Origin of the sequence: Mucilaginibacter sp. KACC 22773, assembly GCF_028736215.1 — a bacterium.
Classification (GTDB): domain Bacteria; phylum Bacteroidota; class Bacteroidia; order Sphingobacteriales; family Sphingobacteriaceae; genus Mucilaginibacter.
On record NZ_CP117883.1, the window covers coordinates 894,415 to 912,059 of the forward strand.

General features: G+C 39.8%; 12 protein-coding genes and 4 tRNA genes. All 16 read left to right on the forward strand.

What is annotated here, in order from left to right; all coding sequences use genetic code 11:
- Window positions 1-45: 45 nt before the first annotated feature.
- The 16 genes from PQ469_RS03805 (at window position 46) to PQ469_RS03880 (ending at window position 17,564) form a co-directional block, all read left to right on the forward strand.
- Window positions 46-126 (forward strand) — tRNA-Tyr (locus PQ469_RS03805).
- Between the two features lie 93 nt (window positions 127-219).
- A tRNA-Gly gene (locus tag PQ469_RS03810) sits at window positions 220-292 on the forward strand.
- 94 nt (window positions 293-386) lie between these two features.
- A tRNA-Thr gene (locus PQ469_RS03815) sits at window positions 387-458 on the forward strand.
- A gap of 67 nt (window positions 459-525) precedes the next feature.
- Window positions 526-1,713, forward strand: a complete 1,188-nt coding sequence (gene tuf, locus PQ469_RS03820) for an elongation factor Tu (protein ID WP_090642950.1) — start codon at window positions 526-528, stop codon at window positions 1,711-1,713.
- Window positions 1,714-1,789: 76 nt separating this feature from the next.
- Window positions 1,790-1,860 (forward strand) — tRNA-Trp (locus tag PQ469_RS03825).
- Between the two features lie 18 nt (window positions 1,861-1,878).
- Entirely contained in the window at window positions 1,879-2,073 is a 195-nt protein-coding gene (gene secE / locus PQ469_RS03830) for a preprotein translocase subunit SecE (protein WP_090642955.1), read from the forward strand.
- 16 nt (window positions 2,074-2,089) lie between these two features.
- Complete coding sequence (gene nusG, locus PQ469_RS03835) at window positions 2,090-2,632, forward strand: transcription termination/antitermination protein NusG (protein WP_076374894.1); 543 nt, start codon at window positions 2,090-2,092, stop codon at window positions 2,630-2,632.
- A 188-nt stretch (window positions 2,633-2,820) separates the two neighbouring features.
- Window positions 2,821-3,261, forward strand: a complete 441-nt coding sequence (rplK, locus tag PQ469_RS03840) for a 50S ribosomal protein L11 (protein ID WP_090642959.1) — start codon at window positions 2,821-2,823, stop codon at window positions 3,259-3,261.
- 108 nt (window positions 3,262-3,369) lie between these two features.
- Window positions 3,370-4,068 (forward strand): 50S ribosomal protein L1, encoded by a 699-nt coding sequence (rplA, locus tag PQ469_RS03845; protein ID WP_090642963.1) that lies wholly within the window; start codon window positions 3,370-3,372, stop codon window positions 4,066-4,068.
- Window positions 4,069-4,070: 2 nt separating this feature from the next.
- Window positions 4,071-4,589, forward strand: a complete 519-nt coding sequence (rplJ, locus tag PQ469_RS03850; protein ID WP_090642968.1) for a 50S ribosomal protein L10 — start codon at window positions 4,071-4,073, stop codon at window positions 4,587-4,589.
- 63 nt (window positions 4,590-4,652) lie between these two features.
- Complete coding sequence (gene rplL, locus PQ469_RS03855) at window positions 4,653-5,036, forward strand: 50S ribosomal protein L7/L12 (protein ID WP_073405423.1); 384 nt, start codon at window positions 4,653-4,655, stop codon at window positions 5,034-5,036.
- 224 nt (window positions 5,037-5,260) lie between these two features.
- Window positions 5,261-9,064: a DNA-directed RNA polymerase subunit beta gene (gene rpoB, locus PQ469_RS03860; protein ID WP_090642973.1), complete on the forward strand. Its 3,804-nt coding sequence runs from the start codon at window positions 5,261-5,263 to the stop codon at window positions 9,062-9,064.
- Between the two features lie 154 nt (window positions 9,065-9,218).
- The gene (gene rpoC / locus PQ469_RS03865; protein WP_274211797.1) at window positions 9,219-13,508 is read left to right on the forward strand and encodes a DNA-directed RNA polymerase subunit beta'; all 4,290 of its coding nucleotides are present in this window, start codon (window positions 9,219-9,221) and stop codon (window positions 13,506-13,508) included.
- A 226-nt stretch (window positions 13,509-13,734) separates the two neighbouring features.
- On the forward strand, window positions 13,735-14,046 hold the full coding sequence (locus tag PQ469_RS03870) for a DUF3467 domain-containing protein (protein ID WP_274213807.1): 312 nt from the start codon (window positions 13,735-13,737) through the stop codon (window positions 14,044-14,046).
- 92 nt (window positions 14,047-14,138) lie between these two features.
- Complete coding sequence (locus PQ469_RS03875) at window positions 14,139-15,035, forward strand: polysaccharide biosynthesis/export family protein (protein ID WP_274211798.1); 897 nt, start codon at window positions 14,139-14,141, stop codon at window positions 15,033-15,035.
- Window positions 15,036-15,143: 108 nt separating this feature from the next.
- A complete protein-coding gene (locus tag PQ469_RS03880) occupies window positions 15,144-17,564 on the forward strand; it encodes a GumC family protein (RefSeq protein ID WP_274211799.1) in 2,421 nt (806 codons plus the stop codon).
- Window positions 17,565-17,645 lie beyond the last annotated feature (81 nt).

Sequence of the window (17,645 nt, forward strand, 5' to 3'; positions counted from 1 at the left end):
TGTTTAGCTTCAATCTTGGACAGCACAAATCCGAAAACAACAACTGGGGAGATACCAGAGCGGTCAAATGGGGCGGACTGTAAATCCGCTGCTTCGGCTACGAAGGTTCGAATCCTTCTCTCCCCACTTTTTTTTGAATGAGTGATTTATTGAGTTAGTGATTTAGTGAATGCTAAAATCACCAATTCACTAAATCGCTCATTCACTAATTAAAAACAAGCGGAAGTAGCTCAGTTGGTAGAGCGATAGCCTTCCAAGCTATAGGTCGCGAGTTCGAACCTCGTCTTCCGCTCGGTTACAGTAGGCAGTTGGCCGTGGGCAGTTTACAGTTATTATTAACTAGCAACTGCAAACTAACAACTGATAACTGCAAACTAAAAAAATAAGCCGACGTAGCTCAGGGGTAGAGCACTTCCTTGGTAAGGAAGAGGTCATGGGTTCAAATCCCATTGTTGGCTCAACAGAATAAAACATAATAAAGAGTACATTTTTAAGTATAAATTAACCTACAAATAATTATAAATCATGGCAAAAGAAAAGTTTGACCGCAGTAAACCGCATTTAAACATCGGTACAATCGGTCACGTTGACCACGGCAAAACAACCCTTACTGCAGCTATCACTAAAGTTTTAGCTGATGCAGGTTTATCAGAAGCTCGTTCATTTGATTCAATTGACTCAGCTCCTGAAGAAAAAGAACGTGGTATTACAATTAACACCGCGCACGTTGAGTACTCAACTGCTAACCGTCACTACGCTCACGTTGACTGTCCAGGTCACGCGGATTACGTGAAAAACATGGTTACAGGTGCTGCTCAGATGGACGGTGCAATCATTGTAGTTGCTGCAACTGATGGTCCGATGCCACAAACCCGCGAACACATCCTGTTGGCACGTCAGGTAGGTGTACCTGCACTTGTTGTTTTCATGAACAAGGTTGACATGGTTGATGATCCGGAATTATTAGAATTAGTAGAAATGGAAATTCGTGAATTATTATCATTCTACGAATATCCAGGTGATGATATCCCAGTAATCCAGGGTTCTGCATTAGGTGGTCTTAACGGCGATCCTACCTGGGTTGGTAAAATCATGGAGTTGATGGATGCTGTTGATAACTTTATCCCTATCCCTCCACGTTTGACAGATCTTCCTTTCTTAATGCCTGTTGAAGACGTATTCTCAATCACTGGTCGTGGTACTGTTGCTACCGGTCGTATTGAGCGTGGTGTAATCAACTCAGGTGAGCAAGTTGACATCCTTGGTATGGGTGCCGAAAACTTGAAATCAACTGTAACTGGTGTTGAGATGTTCCGTAAGATCCTTGATCGCGGCGAAGCTGGTGACAACGTAGGTTTATTGTTACGTGGTATTGAAAAAACTGATATCCGTCGTGGTATGGTTATTTGCAAACCAGGTTCAGTAACTCCACACACCGACTTTAAAGCAGAAGTATACGTATTATCAAAAGCAGAAGGTGGCCGTCACACTCCATTCTTCAACAAATACCGCCCGCAATTCTATTTCCGTACAACTGACGTAACCGGTGAAATTTCATTGGCCGAAGGTGTAGAAATGGTTATGCCAGGTGATAACGTTACCATCACTGTAAAATTGATCAACGCTATCGCTATGGAAAAAGGCTTACGTTTCGCTATCCGTGAAGGTGGCAGAACAGTAGGTGCTGGCCAGGTAACTGAAATTTTGAAATAAGAATTTCAAAAAGGTTAATTGGAAACATAAGTTTACTGTAAAAAGTAAACTTATGTTTTCTTATTATAAAATATACACGGGAATAGTTCAACGGTAGAATAGAGGTCTCCAAAACCTTTGATCAGGGTTCGAATCCTTGTTCCCGTGCATAAGCAAAGTTTAAAAATGGCTAACGTAACTGAATATATTAAAGAATCATACATCGAGTTAACTGAGAAGGTAACCTGGCCAACCTGGCGTGAGTTGCAAAGCAGTGCCATATTGGTATTGGTTGCTGCAATTATCATTGCCTTGGTTATTTTAGGTATGGACCAGATCATAGCTTATTTGCTTAAAGCATTTTATAGTTCACTTACATAATATTTAGGAGATAGCGATGAGTGATCAATTGAAGTGGTATGTAGTTAGGGCCATAAGTGGTAAAGAAAAAAAGGTTAAACAATATATAGATGCCGAAATTAGTCGTTTGGGCATTACCCATTTGGTACCACAGGTATTAATACCAACCGAAAAGTACTATCAAATGCGCGATGGAAAAAAGATTGCTAAAGAGCGTAACTACTTTCCGGGCTATGTATTGATGGAAGCTGTATTAGATGGCGAAACCGAACACATCATCAAAAATATAAACAGTGTTATAGGATTTTTAGGCGATAAAGCCGGTAATGCTATCCCACTGCGCCAGGCCGAAGTTAACCGTATTTTAGGTAAGGTTGATGAAATGAGTGCCCAGGGCGAAACAATGAACGTACCTTACTACATAGGCGAAAACGTAAAAGTAATGGACGGGCCTTTCAATGGCTTCAGCGGTGTTATCGAAGAAGTTAACGAAGAAAAAAAGAAATTAAAAGTTATGGTAAAGATATTTGGGCGCCGTACGCCGCTTGAATTGAATTACATGCAGGTAGAGAAAGAATAATTATTGAATTACTGATTTATTGAATTATTGATTTATCAGTTGGAGATAGTTTAAAAAATATAAGTGGCTTTTTAATTGGGTAAGCTGAAATCAATAATTCACTAATTCAATAATTCAGTCATTAAACATCCTTAAATGTTACTTAGCTTCCACTTACTAACATTGAGTTATAATTAAAGTAAATTAAAATGGCAAAAGAGATCGGTGCAATGGTAAAGCTGCAGGTTAAAGGCGGCGCCGCAAACCCATCACCTCCAATTGGCCCTGCATTGGGTGCAAAAGGTGTGAACATCATGGAGTTTTGCAAGCAATTTAATGCACGTACCCAGGATAAAGCTGGAAAAGTGTTGCCTGTTTTGATTACTGTTTATGTTGACAAATCTTTCGAATTTATCATCAAAACCCCTCCTGTTGCAATCCAGTTATTGGAAGTTACAGGTTTAAAAAGTGGTTCGGCTGAACCCAACCGTAAAAAAGTTGCCAATGTAAATTGGGAGCAGGTTGAAACTATAGCCAAAGATAAAATGGTAGATTTAAATGCATTTACTGTAGAATCAGCCATGAAAATGGTGGCAGGTACTGCCCGTAGTATGGGAATCACCGTATCAGGTACGGCTCCCTGGAACTAAATTGGTTTCGGATTTCGGATTTTCGATTTCGGATTTTTAAAATCTCAAATCTTAGATCTCAGATCTCGGATCAAAAATTATTAATTTATACAAAATCAGTTTAAGACAGTGGCTAGATTAACAAAAAATCAAAAAGCGGCACTCTCCAAAATTGAGGCAAACAAATCGTATTCATTAGAAGCTGCATCAGCTTTGGTAAAGGAATTAACCTTAACTAAATTTGATTCATCAGTTGATATAGACGTTCGTTTAGGTGTTGACCCGCGTAAAGCCAATCAAATGGTACGTGGTATTGCAACATTACCTCATGGAACCGGTAAAACTGTACGTGTATTGGTGCTTTGTACTCCTGATAAGGAACAAGAAGCTAAAGATGCAGGTGCGGATTACGTAGGTTTGGATGAATATATTGCCAAGATTGAAGGCGGATGGACTGACGTTGATATTATCATCACTATGCCAAGTGTAATGGCTAAGGTAGGTCGTTTGGGTAGAATTTTAGGCCCGCGTAACCTTATGCCAAACCCTAAATCAGGAACAGTAACTCCAGAAGTTGGAAAAGCTGTAACTGAGGTAAAAGGCGGTAAAATCGACTTCAAGGTTGATAAAACAGGTATCATCCATACCTCAATAGGAAAAGCATCATTCCCTGCAGATAAAATTTATGAGAATGCATTAGAAGTATTGCAAACTATCTCAAAATTAAAACCATCAGCAGCAAAAGGAACATATTTCAAGAGCATTCACATCTCTTCAACCATGTCTCCTGGAATAACAGTTGAAACTAAATCAGTAGCGGGGATCTAATCATGAATAAAGAAGAAAAATACGACCTTGTTCTTGCCCTTACTGAGCAAATGAAAGAGTACGGTAATTTCTATATTACTGATACCTCTAATTTAACAGTTGCAAAGATCAACGATATCCGTCGTCAGTGTTTCCAAAGCGAAATCACAATGAAAGTGGCAAAAAATAGCTTGATTAAAAAAGCTATGGAAGCTGCAGGTGGCGATTACACTCCAATATTTGATGTATTAAAAGGTTCATCATCAATCCTTTTTTCAAAATCAGCAACTGCCCCGGCAAAGTTGATTAAACAATTAAGGAAAAAAAGTGACAAACCGATTTTAAAAGCAGCTTATATTGATTCAGCAATATTTATTGGCGACAACCAGATCGATACGTTGATCAAGTTGAAATCAAAAGAGCAGCTGATAGGCGAAGTTATCGGATTATTGCAATCACCAGCCAAGAATGTTATTTCTGCACTGCAATCAGGCGGAAATACTATCGCAGGTTTGGTAAAAACATTACAAGAAAGAGGTTAACTAACACCTCAATAAAGTTAGATAACAATAAACAAAAAGCATTAAAAGTAAAATTTAAATAAAATGGCGGATTTAAAAGCGTTTGCTGAACAGTTGGTAAACTTAACAGTAAAGGAAGTAAACGAATTAGCTCAGATCTTAAAAGACGAGTATGGTATTGAGCCTGCTGCTGCAGCTGTTGCTGTTGCTGCTGCTCCGGCTGGTGGCGATGACGCTCCTGCTGCTGAAGCAGTACAAACTGCATTTGACGTTATCCTGAAAGAAGCAGGTGGCGCTAAATTAGCAGTTGTTAAATTAGTAAAAGACTTAACTGGCTTAGGTTTGAAAGAAGCTAAAGATCTTGTTGATGGTGCACCAAAAGAAGTTAAAACCGGTGTAACTAAAGAAGAAGCTGAATCTTTGAAAAAACAATTAGAAGAAGCTGGAGCAGTAGTTGAGGTTAAATAAGTTAACCCAATAAAATATAGCATGAGACTCCGACCTATTTTGGTCGGGGTCTATTGCTGTTTATAAAGGTTTGGATATTAGATGCCAGATATGAGATGTAAGATATGAGATTTTTGGCGGTTAAACTTTTAACTACCAGCCTTCTGCAACATATTCGGTCTCAAATCTCACATCTCAAATCTCACATCTACAAAAGTTTATTAATAAACTAAAAATTAAACACCTTGGCAAACAACATTAATCAAAGAGTAAACTTTGCAACCAGTAGAAAGGTACTTGATTACCCCGATTTCCTGGATGTTCAGTTACAATCTTTCCAGGAATTTTTTCAATTGGAAACCACCTCAGACAACCGCTATAAAGAAGGTTTGTTTAAAGTGTTTGCTGAAAATTTTCCTATCTCAGATTCAAGGAACATCTTCGTTTTAGAGTTTCTGGATTACTTTATTGATCCGCCACGTTATGATATACAGGAGTGTATCGAGCGCGGATTAACTTATAGCGTACCATTAAAAGCCAAGCTTCGCCTGTCATGTAATGATGAGGAGCACGAAGATTTTGAAACAATTGTACAGGATGTTTATTTGGGTACTATCCCTTATATGACACCTAAAGGTACATTTGTTATTAACGGTGCCGAGCGTGTAATTGTATCGCAGTTACACCGTTCACCTGGTGTATTCTTTGGCCAAAGCCGCCATACCAACGGTACAAAATTATACTCTGCCCGTGTTATTCCTTTCAAGGGTTCATGGATTGAGTTTGCTACAGACGTTAACAACGTGATGTATGCTTACATTGACCGTAAAAAGAAATTCCCGGTTACCACGTTGCTTCGTGCTATTGGTTATGACTCTGACAAAGATATATTAGAGTTATTTGAACTGGCCGACGAAGTAAAAGTTAGCAAATCGGGCCTGAAGAAATTCATTGGCCGTAAGCTTGCTGCAAGGGTACTTAAAAAATGGGTAGAAGATTTTGTGGATGAGGATACCGGTGAAGTGGTATCTATCGACCGTAACGAAATTATCCTTGAGCGTGAAACTGTATTAGAAGATGACCATATTGATATGATCATTGATGCTGGCGTTAAAACCATCATCCTGAACAAGGAAGATGCTTCAACCAGCGGTGATTATACTATTATATATAATACATTACAAAAAGATACTTCGAACTCTGAGAAAGAAGCGGTTGAGCATATCTACCGTCAATTACGTAACGCCGAACCACCTGATGAGGAAACTGCACGTGGTATCATCGATCGTTTGTTCTTCTCGGATAAAAGATATGACCTGGGCGATGTGGGCCGCTACCGCATCAACCGTAAATTGAAATTAAATACCTCTGATGAAACTAAGGTATTAACCAAACAGGATATTATCGCCATCGTAAAATATTTGATCAAACTGATCAACTCAAAAGCCGAGGTGGATGATATTGACCACTTGTCAAACCGTCGTGTTCGTACAGTGGGCGAGCAATTATATGCCCAGTTTGGTGTTGGTTTGGCCCGTATGGCCCGTACCATCCGCGAGCGTATGAACATCCGCGACAACGAGGTATTTACACCTACTGACCTGATTAACGCACGTACACTATCATCTGTGATCAACTCGTTCTTCGGAACTAACCAGTTATCACAGTTTATGGACCAAACCAATCCACTGGCAGAGATTACGCACAAGCGTCGTCTGTCAGCCCTTGGGCCCGGTGGTCTGTCACGTGAGCGTGCAGGTTTCGAGGTTCGTGACGTACACTACACCCACTACGGTAGGTTATGTACTATCGAAACTCCTGAAGGACCGAACATTGGTTTGATCTCGTCGCTTTGCGTACACGCCAAGATTAACAACTTAGGCTTTATCGAAACACCGTACAAACGTGTGGTTGATGGTAAAGTGCAGGTTGATGAGCCGGTTATCTACTTATCTGCTGAGGACGAGGATGGTAAAACTATAGGCCAGGCAAACGCGCATTACGATGATAAAGGTGTATTTGCATTACCGAAAGTAAAAGCACGTTTTGAAGGTGACTTCCCGATCATCGAGCCTGAAAGGCTGGATTTAATGGATATTGCTCCAAACCAGATCACCTCTATCGCAGCTTCATTAATTCCGTTTTTGGAACATGATGATGCTAACCGTGCCTTGATGGGATCGAACATGCAACGCCAGGCTGTGCCTTTGTTACGCCCTGAGGCGCCGATTGTTGGTACCGGTTTGGAAGGTCGTGTGGCAAAAGATTCACGTACACTAATCAATGCCGAAGGCGATGGTGTAGTTGAATATGTTGACGCTAACGAAATCCGGATTAAATATGACCGTAACGAGCTTGACCGCCTGATATCTTTTGATGGCGATTCAAAAAGCTACCGTTTAACCAAGTTCAAGAAAACCAACCAAAGTACTACCATGAACCTTAAGCCTATTGTTAAAAAAGGCCAAAGGGTATCAAAAGGCGAAGTGCTTTGCGAAGGTTACGCAACACAGGCAGGCGAGCTTGCCCTGGGCCGTAACTTAAAGGTGGCTTTCATGCCTTGGCAAGGTTACAACTTTGAGGATGCTATCGTGATCTCTGAGCGTGTTGTATCACAGGATATTTTCACTTCACTTCACGTTGAAGAGTTTGAATTGGAAGTACGTGATACCAAACGTGGTGAAGAAGAATTAACACCAGATATCCCTAACGTATCAGAAGAAGCTACTAAAGACCTTGACGAAGACGGTATTATCCGTGTAGGTGCCGAGGTTAAAGAAGGCGATATCCTGATTGGTAAGATTACTCCGAAAGGCGAATCTGACCCATCACCGGAAGAAAAACTGTTACGCGCCATTTTTGGTGATAAAGCGGGTGATGTTAAGGATGCATCTTTAAAAACTCCACCGTCAATTGCCGGTGTGGTTATAGATACCAAATTGTTTAGCCGTGCTAAGAAAACTTCGAAAGCCGAAGAAAAAGCACAGTTGGAGAAACTGGATAACAAACATGATAAAGCAGTAAAAGATCTTAAAAACACTTTGATTGAAAAGTTATTTGAGATTGTGAACGGCAAAACATCGCAAGGTGTTTACAACGTTTACAAAGAGCTTCATGTGCCTAAAGGTGTAAAATTCACCCAGAAAATTTTAGTTGAGCTTAATTACGAGAACATTAACCCAACTAAATGGACAACTGATGATGATAAAAACGACCAGATAAAAACCTTACTTCATAACTACAATATCAAGGTTAATGAAGAACTGGGCGCTTACCGTCGTGATAAATTCGCTATCAGTGTGGGCGATGAACTGCCATCAGGTATAGTTCAAATGGCTAAAGTTTACATTGCTAAAAAGCGTAAGCTTAAAGTGGGTGATAAAATGGCCGGTCGTCACGGTAATAAAGGTATTGTTGCACGTATTGTACGTGATGAGGATATGCCTTTCCTTGAAGACGGAACACCGGTTGATATTGTGTTGAACCCGCTGGGTGTACCTTCACGTATGAACTTAGGGCAGATATACGAAACCGTATTAGGTTGGGCAGGTAAAGAGTTAGGCATTAAATTCGCTACCCCAATTTTTGATGGTGCAAGCCATACCGAAGTTGAGGAGTGGGTTAAAAAGGCAAACTTACCAGAATCTGGCCGTACCTATTTATACAATGGCTTAACAGGCGACCGTTTTGACCAGCAAACCACAGTAGGTATCATATACATGCTGAAACTTGGTCACATGGTTGATGATAAGATGCACGCACGTTCTATCGGGCCATACTCATTAATTACACAACAACCATTGGGTGGTAAAGCCCAGTTTGGTGGTCAGCGTTTTGGTGAGATGGAGGTTTGGGCATTGGAAGCATTTGGTGCTGCCAATATCCTGCAGGAGATATTAACCGTTAAATCGGATGATGTTATCGGCCGTGCCAAAACTTATGAGGCTATTGTTAAAGGTGAAAACCTGCCAACACCATCAGTTCCTGAATCATTCAACGTATTGGTTCATGAATTAAGAGGTTTAGGTTTAGATATCACTCTGGAATAATTAGTGATTTAGTGAGTTAGTGAATTAGTGATTGATAAAGTCGATCAGAATTTGCTAACTCGCTAATTCAAGAATAATGTGAATGGTTTGGCAGGTTGCTTAAATCACTAATTCACTAACTCACTAATTCAATCATTAAAAAAACAAGGAGACTATGTCTTACAAAAAGGATAATAAAATCAAAAGTAATTTCACCACAATTACTATCAGCCTGGCCTCTCCCGAGTCCATTCTTGAGCGTTCAAGCGGTGAAGTTTTAAAACCAGAAACCATCAACTACAGGACCTATAAGCCTGAGCGTGATGGTTTATTCTGCGAGCGTATTTTTGGTCCGGTTAAAGATTATGAGTGCCATTGCGGTAAATACAAACGTATCCGTTACAAGGGTATAGTTTGCGACCGTTGCGGTGTTGAAGTAACCGAGAAAAAAGTTCGTCGCGAGCGCATGGGCCACATTAACCTTGTAGTTCCTGTTGCGCACATCTGGTACTTCCGTTCGTTGCCAAATAAAATTGGTTACTTACTGGGCTTGCCAACAAAACGCTTAGACTTAATTATTTACTACGAGCGTTACGTAGTTATACAGCCAGGTATTAAAGAAGCAGATGGAATCAACAAAATGGATTTCTTGACTGAAGAAGAATACCTTGACGTATTAGATACTCTTCCGAAAGAAAACCAGTACCTTGACGACAAAGATCCTCAGAAATTTGTTGCCAAAATGGGTGCCGAGGCTTTGGAAGAACTGTTAAAACGCCTTGATTTGGATGAGCTTTCATTTAGCTTACGCCACCAGGCAGCAAACGAAACTTCACAACAACGTAAAAACGAAGCTTTAAAACGTTTACAGGTTGTTGAGGCTTTCCGTGACGCAAAAACCAGGATTGAAAATAACCCAGAGTGGATGATTGTTAAAATCGTTCCGGTTATCCCTCCTGAATTGCGTCCGTTAGTGCCTTTGGAAGGCGGTCGTTTCGCTACTTCAGATTTGAATGACCTTTACCGCCGTGTAATTATCCGTAACAACCGTTTAAAACGTTTGATCGAGATTAAAGCGCCGGAAGTTATCTTACGTAACGAAAAGCGTATGTTACAGGAAGCTGTAGATTCGTTATTTGACAACTCACGTAAAGTTAACGCGGTTAAAACCGAAGGTAACCGTGCTTTGAAATCACTTTCGGATATCCTGAAAGGTAAACAAGGCCGTTTCCGTCAAAACTTATTAGGTAAACGTGTGGATTACTCTGCCCGTTCGGTAATTGTTGTAGGGCCAAACCTTAAATTACACGAGTGCGGTTTACCAAAAGATATGGCTGCCGAGCTGTTTAAACCATTTATCATCCGCAAAATGATTGAGCGTGGTGTGGTTAAAACAGTAAAATCTGCTAAAAAGATTGTTGACCGTAAAGACCCATTAGTTTGGGATATTTTGGAAAACGTATTGAAAGGACACCCTGTATTGCTAAACCGTGCGCCTACGCTGCACAGGTTGGGTATTCAGTCGTTCCAGCCTAAACTGGTTGAAGGTAAAGCGATTCAATTGCACCCATTAACATGTACGGCCTTCAACGCGGATTTTGACGGTGACCAGATGGCCGTTCACGTACCACTTGGTAACGCGGCAATTTTGGAAGCCCAGGTATTGATGCTTGCATCACACAACATTTTGAACCCCGCCAACGGTACGCCTATTACAGTACCATCACAAGACATGGTGCTTGGTTTGTACTACATAACCAAAGGCCGTAAAACTGATGATGGACGTGTTGTAAAAGGCCAGGGTTTAACTTTTTACTCATCCGAAGAAGTTATTATTGCTTACAACGAACGTAAAATTGATTTGCACGCCTTTATAAAAGTTAAAGCTTTGACAAAAGACCGTGAAGGCAATATTGTAAGCAAAATTATTGATACTACTGTAGGCCGCGTGTTGTTTAACGAACATGTACCTGTTGAAGTAGGTTATATCAATGAACTGCTTACCAAGAAATCACTGCGTGATATTATTGGCGAGGTGGTGAAAATTACCGGTATGGCGCGTGCAGCACAATTCCTTGATGATATTAAGGAGTTAGGTTTCAAGATGGCATTCCAGGGTGGTTTATCATTTAACCTGAAGGATATCAATATCCCTGCTGAAAAAGTTACACTGATCGAAACAGCCTCTAAACAGGTTGAAGAGGTTATGGGTAACTACAACATGGGTTTCATTACCAACAACGAGCGTTATAACCAAATTATCGATATCTGGACCCGTATCAACAACCGCTTAACCGCGAATGTGATGGACATCCTGAGCAACGATAACCAGGGCTTTAACTCAGTGTATATGATGCTTGATTCCGGAGCGCGTGGTTCTAAAGAGCAGATTCGTCAGCTTGCAGGTATGCGTGGTTTGATGGCTAAGCCTCAAAAATCTGGTTCAGGTGGCGAGATTATCGAGAACCCGATTCTTTCAAACTTTAAAGAAGGTTTGTCGGTATTGGAGTACTTTATCTCTACCCACGGTGCACGTAAAGGTTTGGCGGATACGGCGTTAAAAACAGCTGATGCTGGTTACTTAACCCGTAGGCTGCATGACGTTGCCCAGGATATGATTGTAGGCGAAGTGGATTGCGGTACCTTAAGGGGTATTTATACAACTGCGCTAAAAGATAACGAAGATATTGTTGAGCCATTATACGATCGTATTTTAGGCCGTACTACCTTGCATGATGTTCATGACCCTATCACAGGCGAATTGCTGGCATCTGCAGGACAGGATCTGACAGAGGAAGTTGCCAAGAAAATTGAAAACTCTCCTTTAGAAGGTGTTGAAATCCGTTCGGTATTAACTTGCGAAAGCAGGAGAGGTGTATGTGCATTATGCTATGGCCGTAACCTTGCAAGCGGTAAACGCGTGCAAAAGGGCGAGGCTGTTGGTGTAATTGCTGCACAATCAATTGGTGAGCCAGGTACACAGTTAACGTTACGTACATTCCACGTGGGTGGTACCGCGTCAAACATCGCGGCTGAGTCACAGATCAACGCTAAGTTTGATGGTATCATCGAATTTGAAAACGTACGTACTGTTGAATTTAATACCGCCGAAGAAGGTAAAGTTGATGTGGTGTTAGGTCGTTCTGGCGAGTTCAGGATTGTTGAACAGGGAAGCAATAAAGTTATTGTTACCAACAACATCCCTTACGGTTCATACCTGTATGTTAAAGATGGTGCCAAAATCACCAGAGGCGACAGGATTTGTTCATGGGATCCTTACAATGCGGTTATCATATCTGAATTTGCAGGTTTAACCCAGTTTGAAGCTGTATTAGAAGGTATCACTTTCCGTGAAGAATCTGACGAGCAAACCGGTCACCGCGAAAAAGTAATTATCGATACCAGGGATAAAACTAAAAACCCTGTTATCCAGATAACTGATACAAAAGGTAACGTAATAAAAGGATATAACATTCCTGTAGGTGCTCACATTGCCGTTGAAGAAGGCGAAAAACTACAAACCGGGCAGGTTATTGCTAAAATCCCTCGTTCAACTGGTAAAACCCGCGATATCACCGGTGGTTTACCACGTGTAACCGAGTTGTTTGAAGCACGTAACCCATCTAACCCGGCTGTAGTAACCGAAATTGATGGCGTGGTAACCTTAGGCGGTATTAAACGTGGTAACCGCGAAATGACCATCGAATCAAAAGATGGCCAGATCAAGAAATACCTTGTTCCATTGTCAAAACACATCCTTGTACAGGATAACGACTTTGTGAAGGCTGGTATGCCGTTATCAGATGGCTCCATATCTCCGGCAGATATCCTGGCTATTAAAGGCCCGGCTGCAGTGCAGGAGTACCTGGTAAATGGTATACAAGAGGTTTACCGTTTGCAGGGTGTGAAAATTAACGATAAACACTTTGAGGTTATCGTTCACCAGATGATGCAGAAAGTAGCTATCGAGGATGCAGGTGATACCCGTTTCTTGGAGCGTGAAGCTGTTGACAGCTGGGATTTCATGAACGAGAACGATGAGATATTTGACAAGAAAGTTGTAGTTGAGCCAGGCGATTCAACAACATTAAAAGCTGGTCAGATAGTATCATTAAGGAGGTTACGCGATGAGAACTCGATTTTAAAACGTAAAGATTTGAAATTGGTTGAAGTACGCGATGCAATCGCTGCTACATCAAGCCCGATACTGCAAGGTATTACAAGGGCCTCATTAGGCACCAAATCGTTTATCTCTGCAGCATCGTTCCAGGAAACTACCAAAGTACTGAACGAAGCAGCTATAGCAGGTAAAAAAGACAACATGCTTGGCTTGAAAGAAAACGTTATTGTTGGTCACCTTATTCCTTCCGGTACAGGTTTACGCGAATACGAAAATATCCGTGTAGGCTCACAGGAAGAGTTTGACCGCTTAATGGCTTCAAAAGCTGAAGAAGTAGAAGCATAGTTTAAACTATTTATACTATCCAAGTCCCCCGGGTTTTATACCCCGGGGGACTTTTTTTTGAAATAATTTTAATTAGTTAAAACAAAAGAGGCAAACACCTGTTTAAGCTGAACTTGTTTTGAACGTTGCATGCATCTTGGTATTAAAACAAAGGGAAAAGAACAAAGTAATTACACTAACAAAAGAGACTACGATGAAAAGTACGTCTTTTTGTTATTTTAGTAGCATGGAAGAACAAAACGAAAACCAGCTCAATATTGAGCTCTCTGAAGAAATTGCCGAAGGCATTTATTCAAACCTGGCCATCATTACCCACTCCAGTTCGGAGTTTGTGCTCGATTTTATCCGGGTTATGCCCGGGGTACCTAAAGCTAAAGTGAAATCAAGGATAATTTTAACGCCTGAGCACGCCAAACGCCTTTTAGCAGCATTGGATGAGAATATCGAAAAGTTTGAAACATTGAATGGACGCATCAAAATTCAACAGGATCCATCGGGGTTCCCGATGAATTTTGGCGGCACAATGGGGCAGGCATAATTTTGATTATTACATTAAAACGCACTTTTAGTTAAAAAAAAGTTATGTTAAAGGGCTATTTATAAAAAAAATAATAATTATCTATTGGAGTTGTGAAAAACTGTGCATATATTGCACATGTTTTAAAACTTGCACCTACAAAATATGAGAAACGTAATCCAATGAGAAAAGCCTACTTTTTAAATTCATATTTAATACTCTTCATTTTATTCATTTCAGTAGGATTGTTTTCCTGCTCATCAACACAGAAGGTTAAATACTATCAGGATATTCCAGATTCAGGCGCTTTAAAAGCTATTGCAAAGGCCGAATATACTCCGCCTGTGATACAGACTGACGATATTTTAACTGTAGTAGTTCAAACTATCGATCCTCAAAATACTGCTGTTATAAATTTGGGAAATATCCCCGTATCAAGTGTTGGAGTTTCGGCAAGTTCGGCGAGCTCGCCGAGCCTGAGTGCCGCAAGTCAGCAATCTTCAGGATACCTGGTAGATAAGGACGGATTTATTACCTTGCCTATTTTAGGAAAAATATTAGTTGCAGGGCATACAACTTCGGAGGCGACAACAATTATAAATGAAGCGGCTTTAAAATATTATAAGAACCCCACAGTTATAGTTCGTTTTGCAAATTTCAAAATAAGTGTAACCGGTGAGGTACTTAAGCCCGGGGTTTATGTAATGCCTAATGAAAGGGTGAGTATAATAGACGCTTTAGCACTGGCTGGTGATTTAACTATTTTTGGGAAAAGGGAAAACGTACTTTTAATAAGAGAGAACGCAGATGGTACCAAGACACCTTATAGATTTAACTTGAAGAAAAGTGAATTTATGTCGGGGCCGTTTTTTTATCTCCGTCAAAACGATGTTATCTATGTTGAGCCAAGAATGGCTAAGTCTGACGCAACAGATGCGTCGCAGGCTAAGTATATATCGTTAGCAGCATCCGTATTGTCGATATTAATCATAATTGCCACCAGGCGATAAAAATTGTTTGTACAATGCTTTTAAGACAAACTTGCATATTTACACAAATGGTATGACTTGTGGAGTTTGTTATTTAAATTGTTTTAATCCAAAAATATTTAATTTATAATGGGTATAGAAGTTCCTACCGCTCGAAATCAATCCTTTAAGAACACTCAGGAAGAACAAGGTTTTGATTATAAGAAATTTGTATCAAAAATTGTATCTAACTGGCCCTTATTTGTGGTAAGCGTAATTGCATTTTCTATTATAGGTTTTGCATATAAACGATATGGGACCGCTAATTACAAAGTTAACGCAATGATGCTGGTTCAGCCGGACGATAAATCGTCTGGTGGTGGTGCAATGGGCGGATTAAGCGGACTTACTGATATATCATCGTTATTTGGAATACCTAATAACGCGGAAAATGAAGTAGAGATACTAAAATCAAGAACACTATTGAATAGTGTTGTAAATGCTCTTCAGTTAAATGTTGTTGTATCTGGTAAAGGACGAATAAAAAATGTTGAGCTTTTCAACGAAGCCCCGTTTGATATTATCGTCGCCGCAAAAACAGATTCAATTATTGCCAGTCAGTATGATGTAAGAATTAATGGCGATACTATCAGTATTAAAGATAGCCAAACCAATATTGATATTAGAACAAAATATGGTCGTAGTGTAAACCTACCCCAATACAGCTTGATTTTTGTAAAGAAAAATAAGCCAATTGATCCGAGGGGGTATTCGGTTGCAATTAACTCCACTGAGTCTACAGTTGAAAGCTTGTCCAAGGTAATGAGTATCAGTTTATCAAGCAAGACTACCACGACAATTAATCTTTCGTTGGAATATCCCAACGCAAAAAAAGGAGAGGCAATTTTAGATAAATTGATGGAGATTTATTTAAAGGCAGACAGAGAGATAAAAGTTCAGATTGCCGACAGTACACTGGCATTTATTGATGATAGACTAAAACTGGTGGGCACGCAGCTTTCGGGAGTAGAAAAGAACTTTGAGCAGTTTAGAAAGGCAAATAAAATTGCGGACGTAGATGAACAATCAAAAGCTTTGATTGGAGCTTCCAGTGATTTTCAGAAACAATTGAGTACTATAAACGTGCAAATTTCTGTTGTTCATGATTTGCTAAAGTACCTGAACGATCCTAAAAATAAGAAGATAATACCCGCTGGTGCAGTTGGGACTGATAACCAGGGGTTTAGTGATGCAATAAACCAGTACAACACGTTGCTATTAGAGCGTGATAGGCAAAGTATGGTTAGTACGGATAGTAACCCATATATCCAATCATTAGATACGCAGATTGACGGTTACAGAACTATAATTTTAAAGAATATAAACTCTTACCTGAAAGGACTGCAAGTAAGCAAAGAAAACCTTGAGAGTCAGAATAAGAGTTTCAATGGTAAAATCGAGACTGTTCCGTCTCAGGCAAGAATATTTTTAGATTATACAAGAGAACAAACTGTTAAACAAGATCTGTACGTCTTCTTATTACAGAAAAAAGAGGAAACGGCTATATCAAAAACCTCAACGATTTCGACAGCCAGGGTAGTAGATCATGCAAAAAGCGATTATCAACCAGATAAATCTAAAATCAATTTGGTAGTTGTGCTTTTTATACTATTTGGATTTTTAGCACCAATAGCTTATCTCAGTGTAAGAGAGATATTGAATGTGAAGATTATCACAAAACTTGATGTTGAAGAAAATACCAAGATTCCAGTAGTAGGAGAGATTAGTCACAATAAATCAGGAGATAATTTAGTGGTTGATAATAAATCACGTACGATTATTTCCGAGCAATTTAGGGCTTTGAGGACAAATTTGCAATATATATTGGCGGATGAAAAGCCCCAGGTAATGCTTGTATCATCTAGCATGAGTGGCGAAGGCAAATCTTTTATATCACTTAATATTGGTAGCGTGCTATCATTAAGTGGAAAGAAGGTGGTTTTTATTGAACTTGACCTTCGCAAACCTAAATTATCCCAAAATTTAGGTATGGAAAATACTATTGGTTTTTCTAACTATGTGGTGTCAAATAATATGGATATCAACTCGATTATAAAGCCAACGTTTTTTAGCGAAAATTGCTTTGTAATCAGTTCCGGACCTATTCCTCCAAATCCTTCTGAATTATTGTTGAATGATAAACTTGGAATTTTAATTAGTGAATTAAAAAAGAGATTTGATTACATTATAATAGATAGCGCACCAATAGGGCTGGTTTCTGATGCGTTGTTGATAGAGAAATATGTGGACTTATCGCTGTACATTGTTCGTCAACGATATACCCTAAAAATGCAGTTGGATATAGTTAATGATTTGGCAGAGACTAACAGGTTACGTAAAGTTTATTTAGTAATAAATGATATTGACTCTAAATCTGCAGGTTACTATGGGTCTGGTGGCTATGGCTATGGCTATGGTTATGGTTACGGGTATGGTTATGGTGCTGGTTATGGCTATGTTGAGGATTCAAGGCCTAAAGGTAACTGGTTATTCAATTTGTTTCGAAAATAGTTTATAATAGGTTCACTTTCTTAAGTAAGAAGGACCTGGCTTGGATTTTTTCATAGAAAAGTTATTATATTAATAACAAAC

Coding starts and splice junctions, on each gene's coding strand:
- nusG (WP_076374894.1), top strand. CDS start 2,090: ATGAGTGATCAATTGAAGTGGTATGTAGTTAGGGCCATAAGTGGTAAA.
- rplK (WP_090642959.1), top strand. CDS start 2,821: ATGGCAAAAGAGATCGGTGCAATGGTAAAGCTGCAGGTTAAAGGCGGC.
- PQ469_RS03870 (WP_274213807.1), top strand. CDS start 13,735: ATGGAAGAACAAAACGAAAACCAGCTCAATATTGAGCTCTCTGAAGAA.
- rplJ (WP_090642968.1), top strand. CDS start 4,071: ATGAATAAAGAAGAAAAATACGACCTTGTTCTTGCCCTTACTGAGCAA.
- tuf (WP_090642950.1), top strand. CDS start 526: ATGGCAAAAGAAAAGTTTGACCGCAGTAAACCGCATTTAAACATCGGT.
- rpoC (WP_274211797.1), top strand. CDS start 9,219: ATGTCTTACAAAAAGGATAATAAAATCAAAAGTAATTTCACCACAATT.
- secE (WP_090642955.1), top strand. CDS start 1,879: ATGGCTAACGTAACTGAATATATTAAAGAATCATACATCGAGTTAACT.
- PQ469_RS03880 (WP_274211799.1), top strand. CDS start 15,144: ATGGGTATAGAAGTTCCTACCGCTCGAAATCAATCCTTTAAGAACACT.
- rplL (WP_073405423.1), top strand. CDS start 4,653: ATGGCGGATTTAAAAGCGTTTGCTGAACAGTTGGTAAACTTAACAGTA.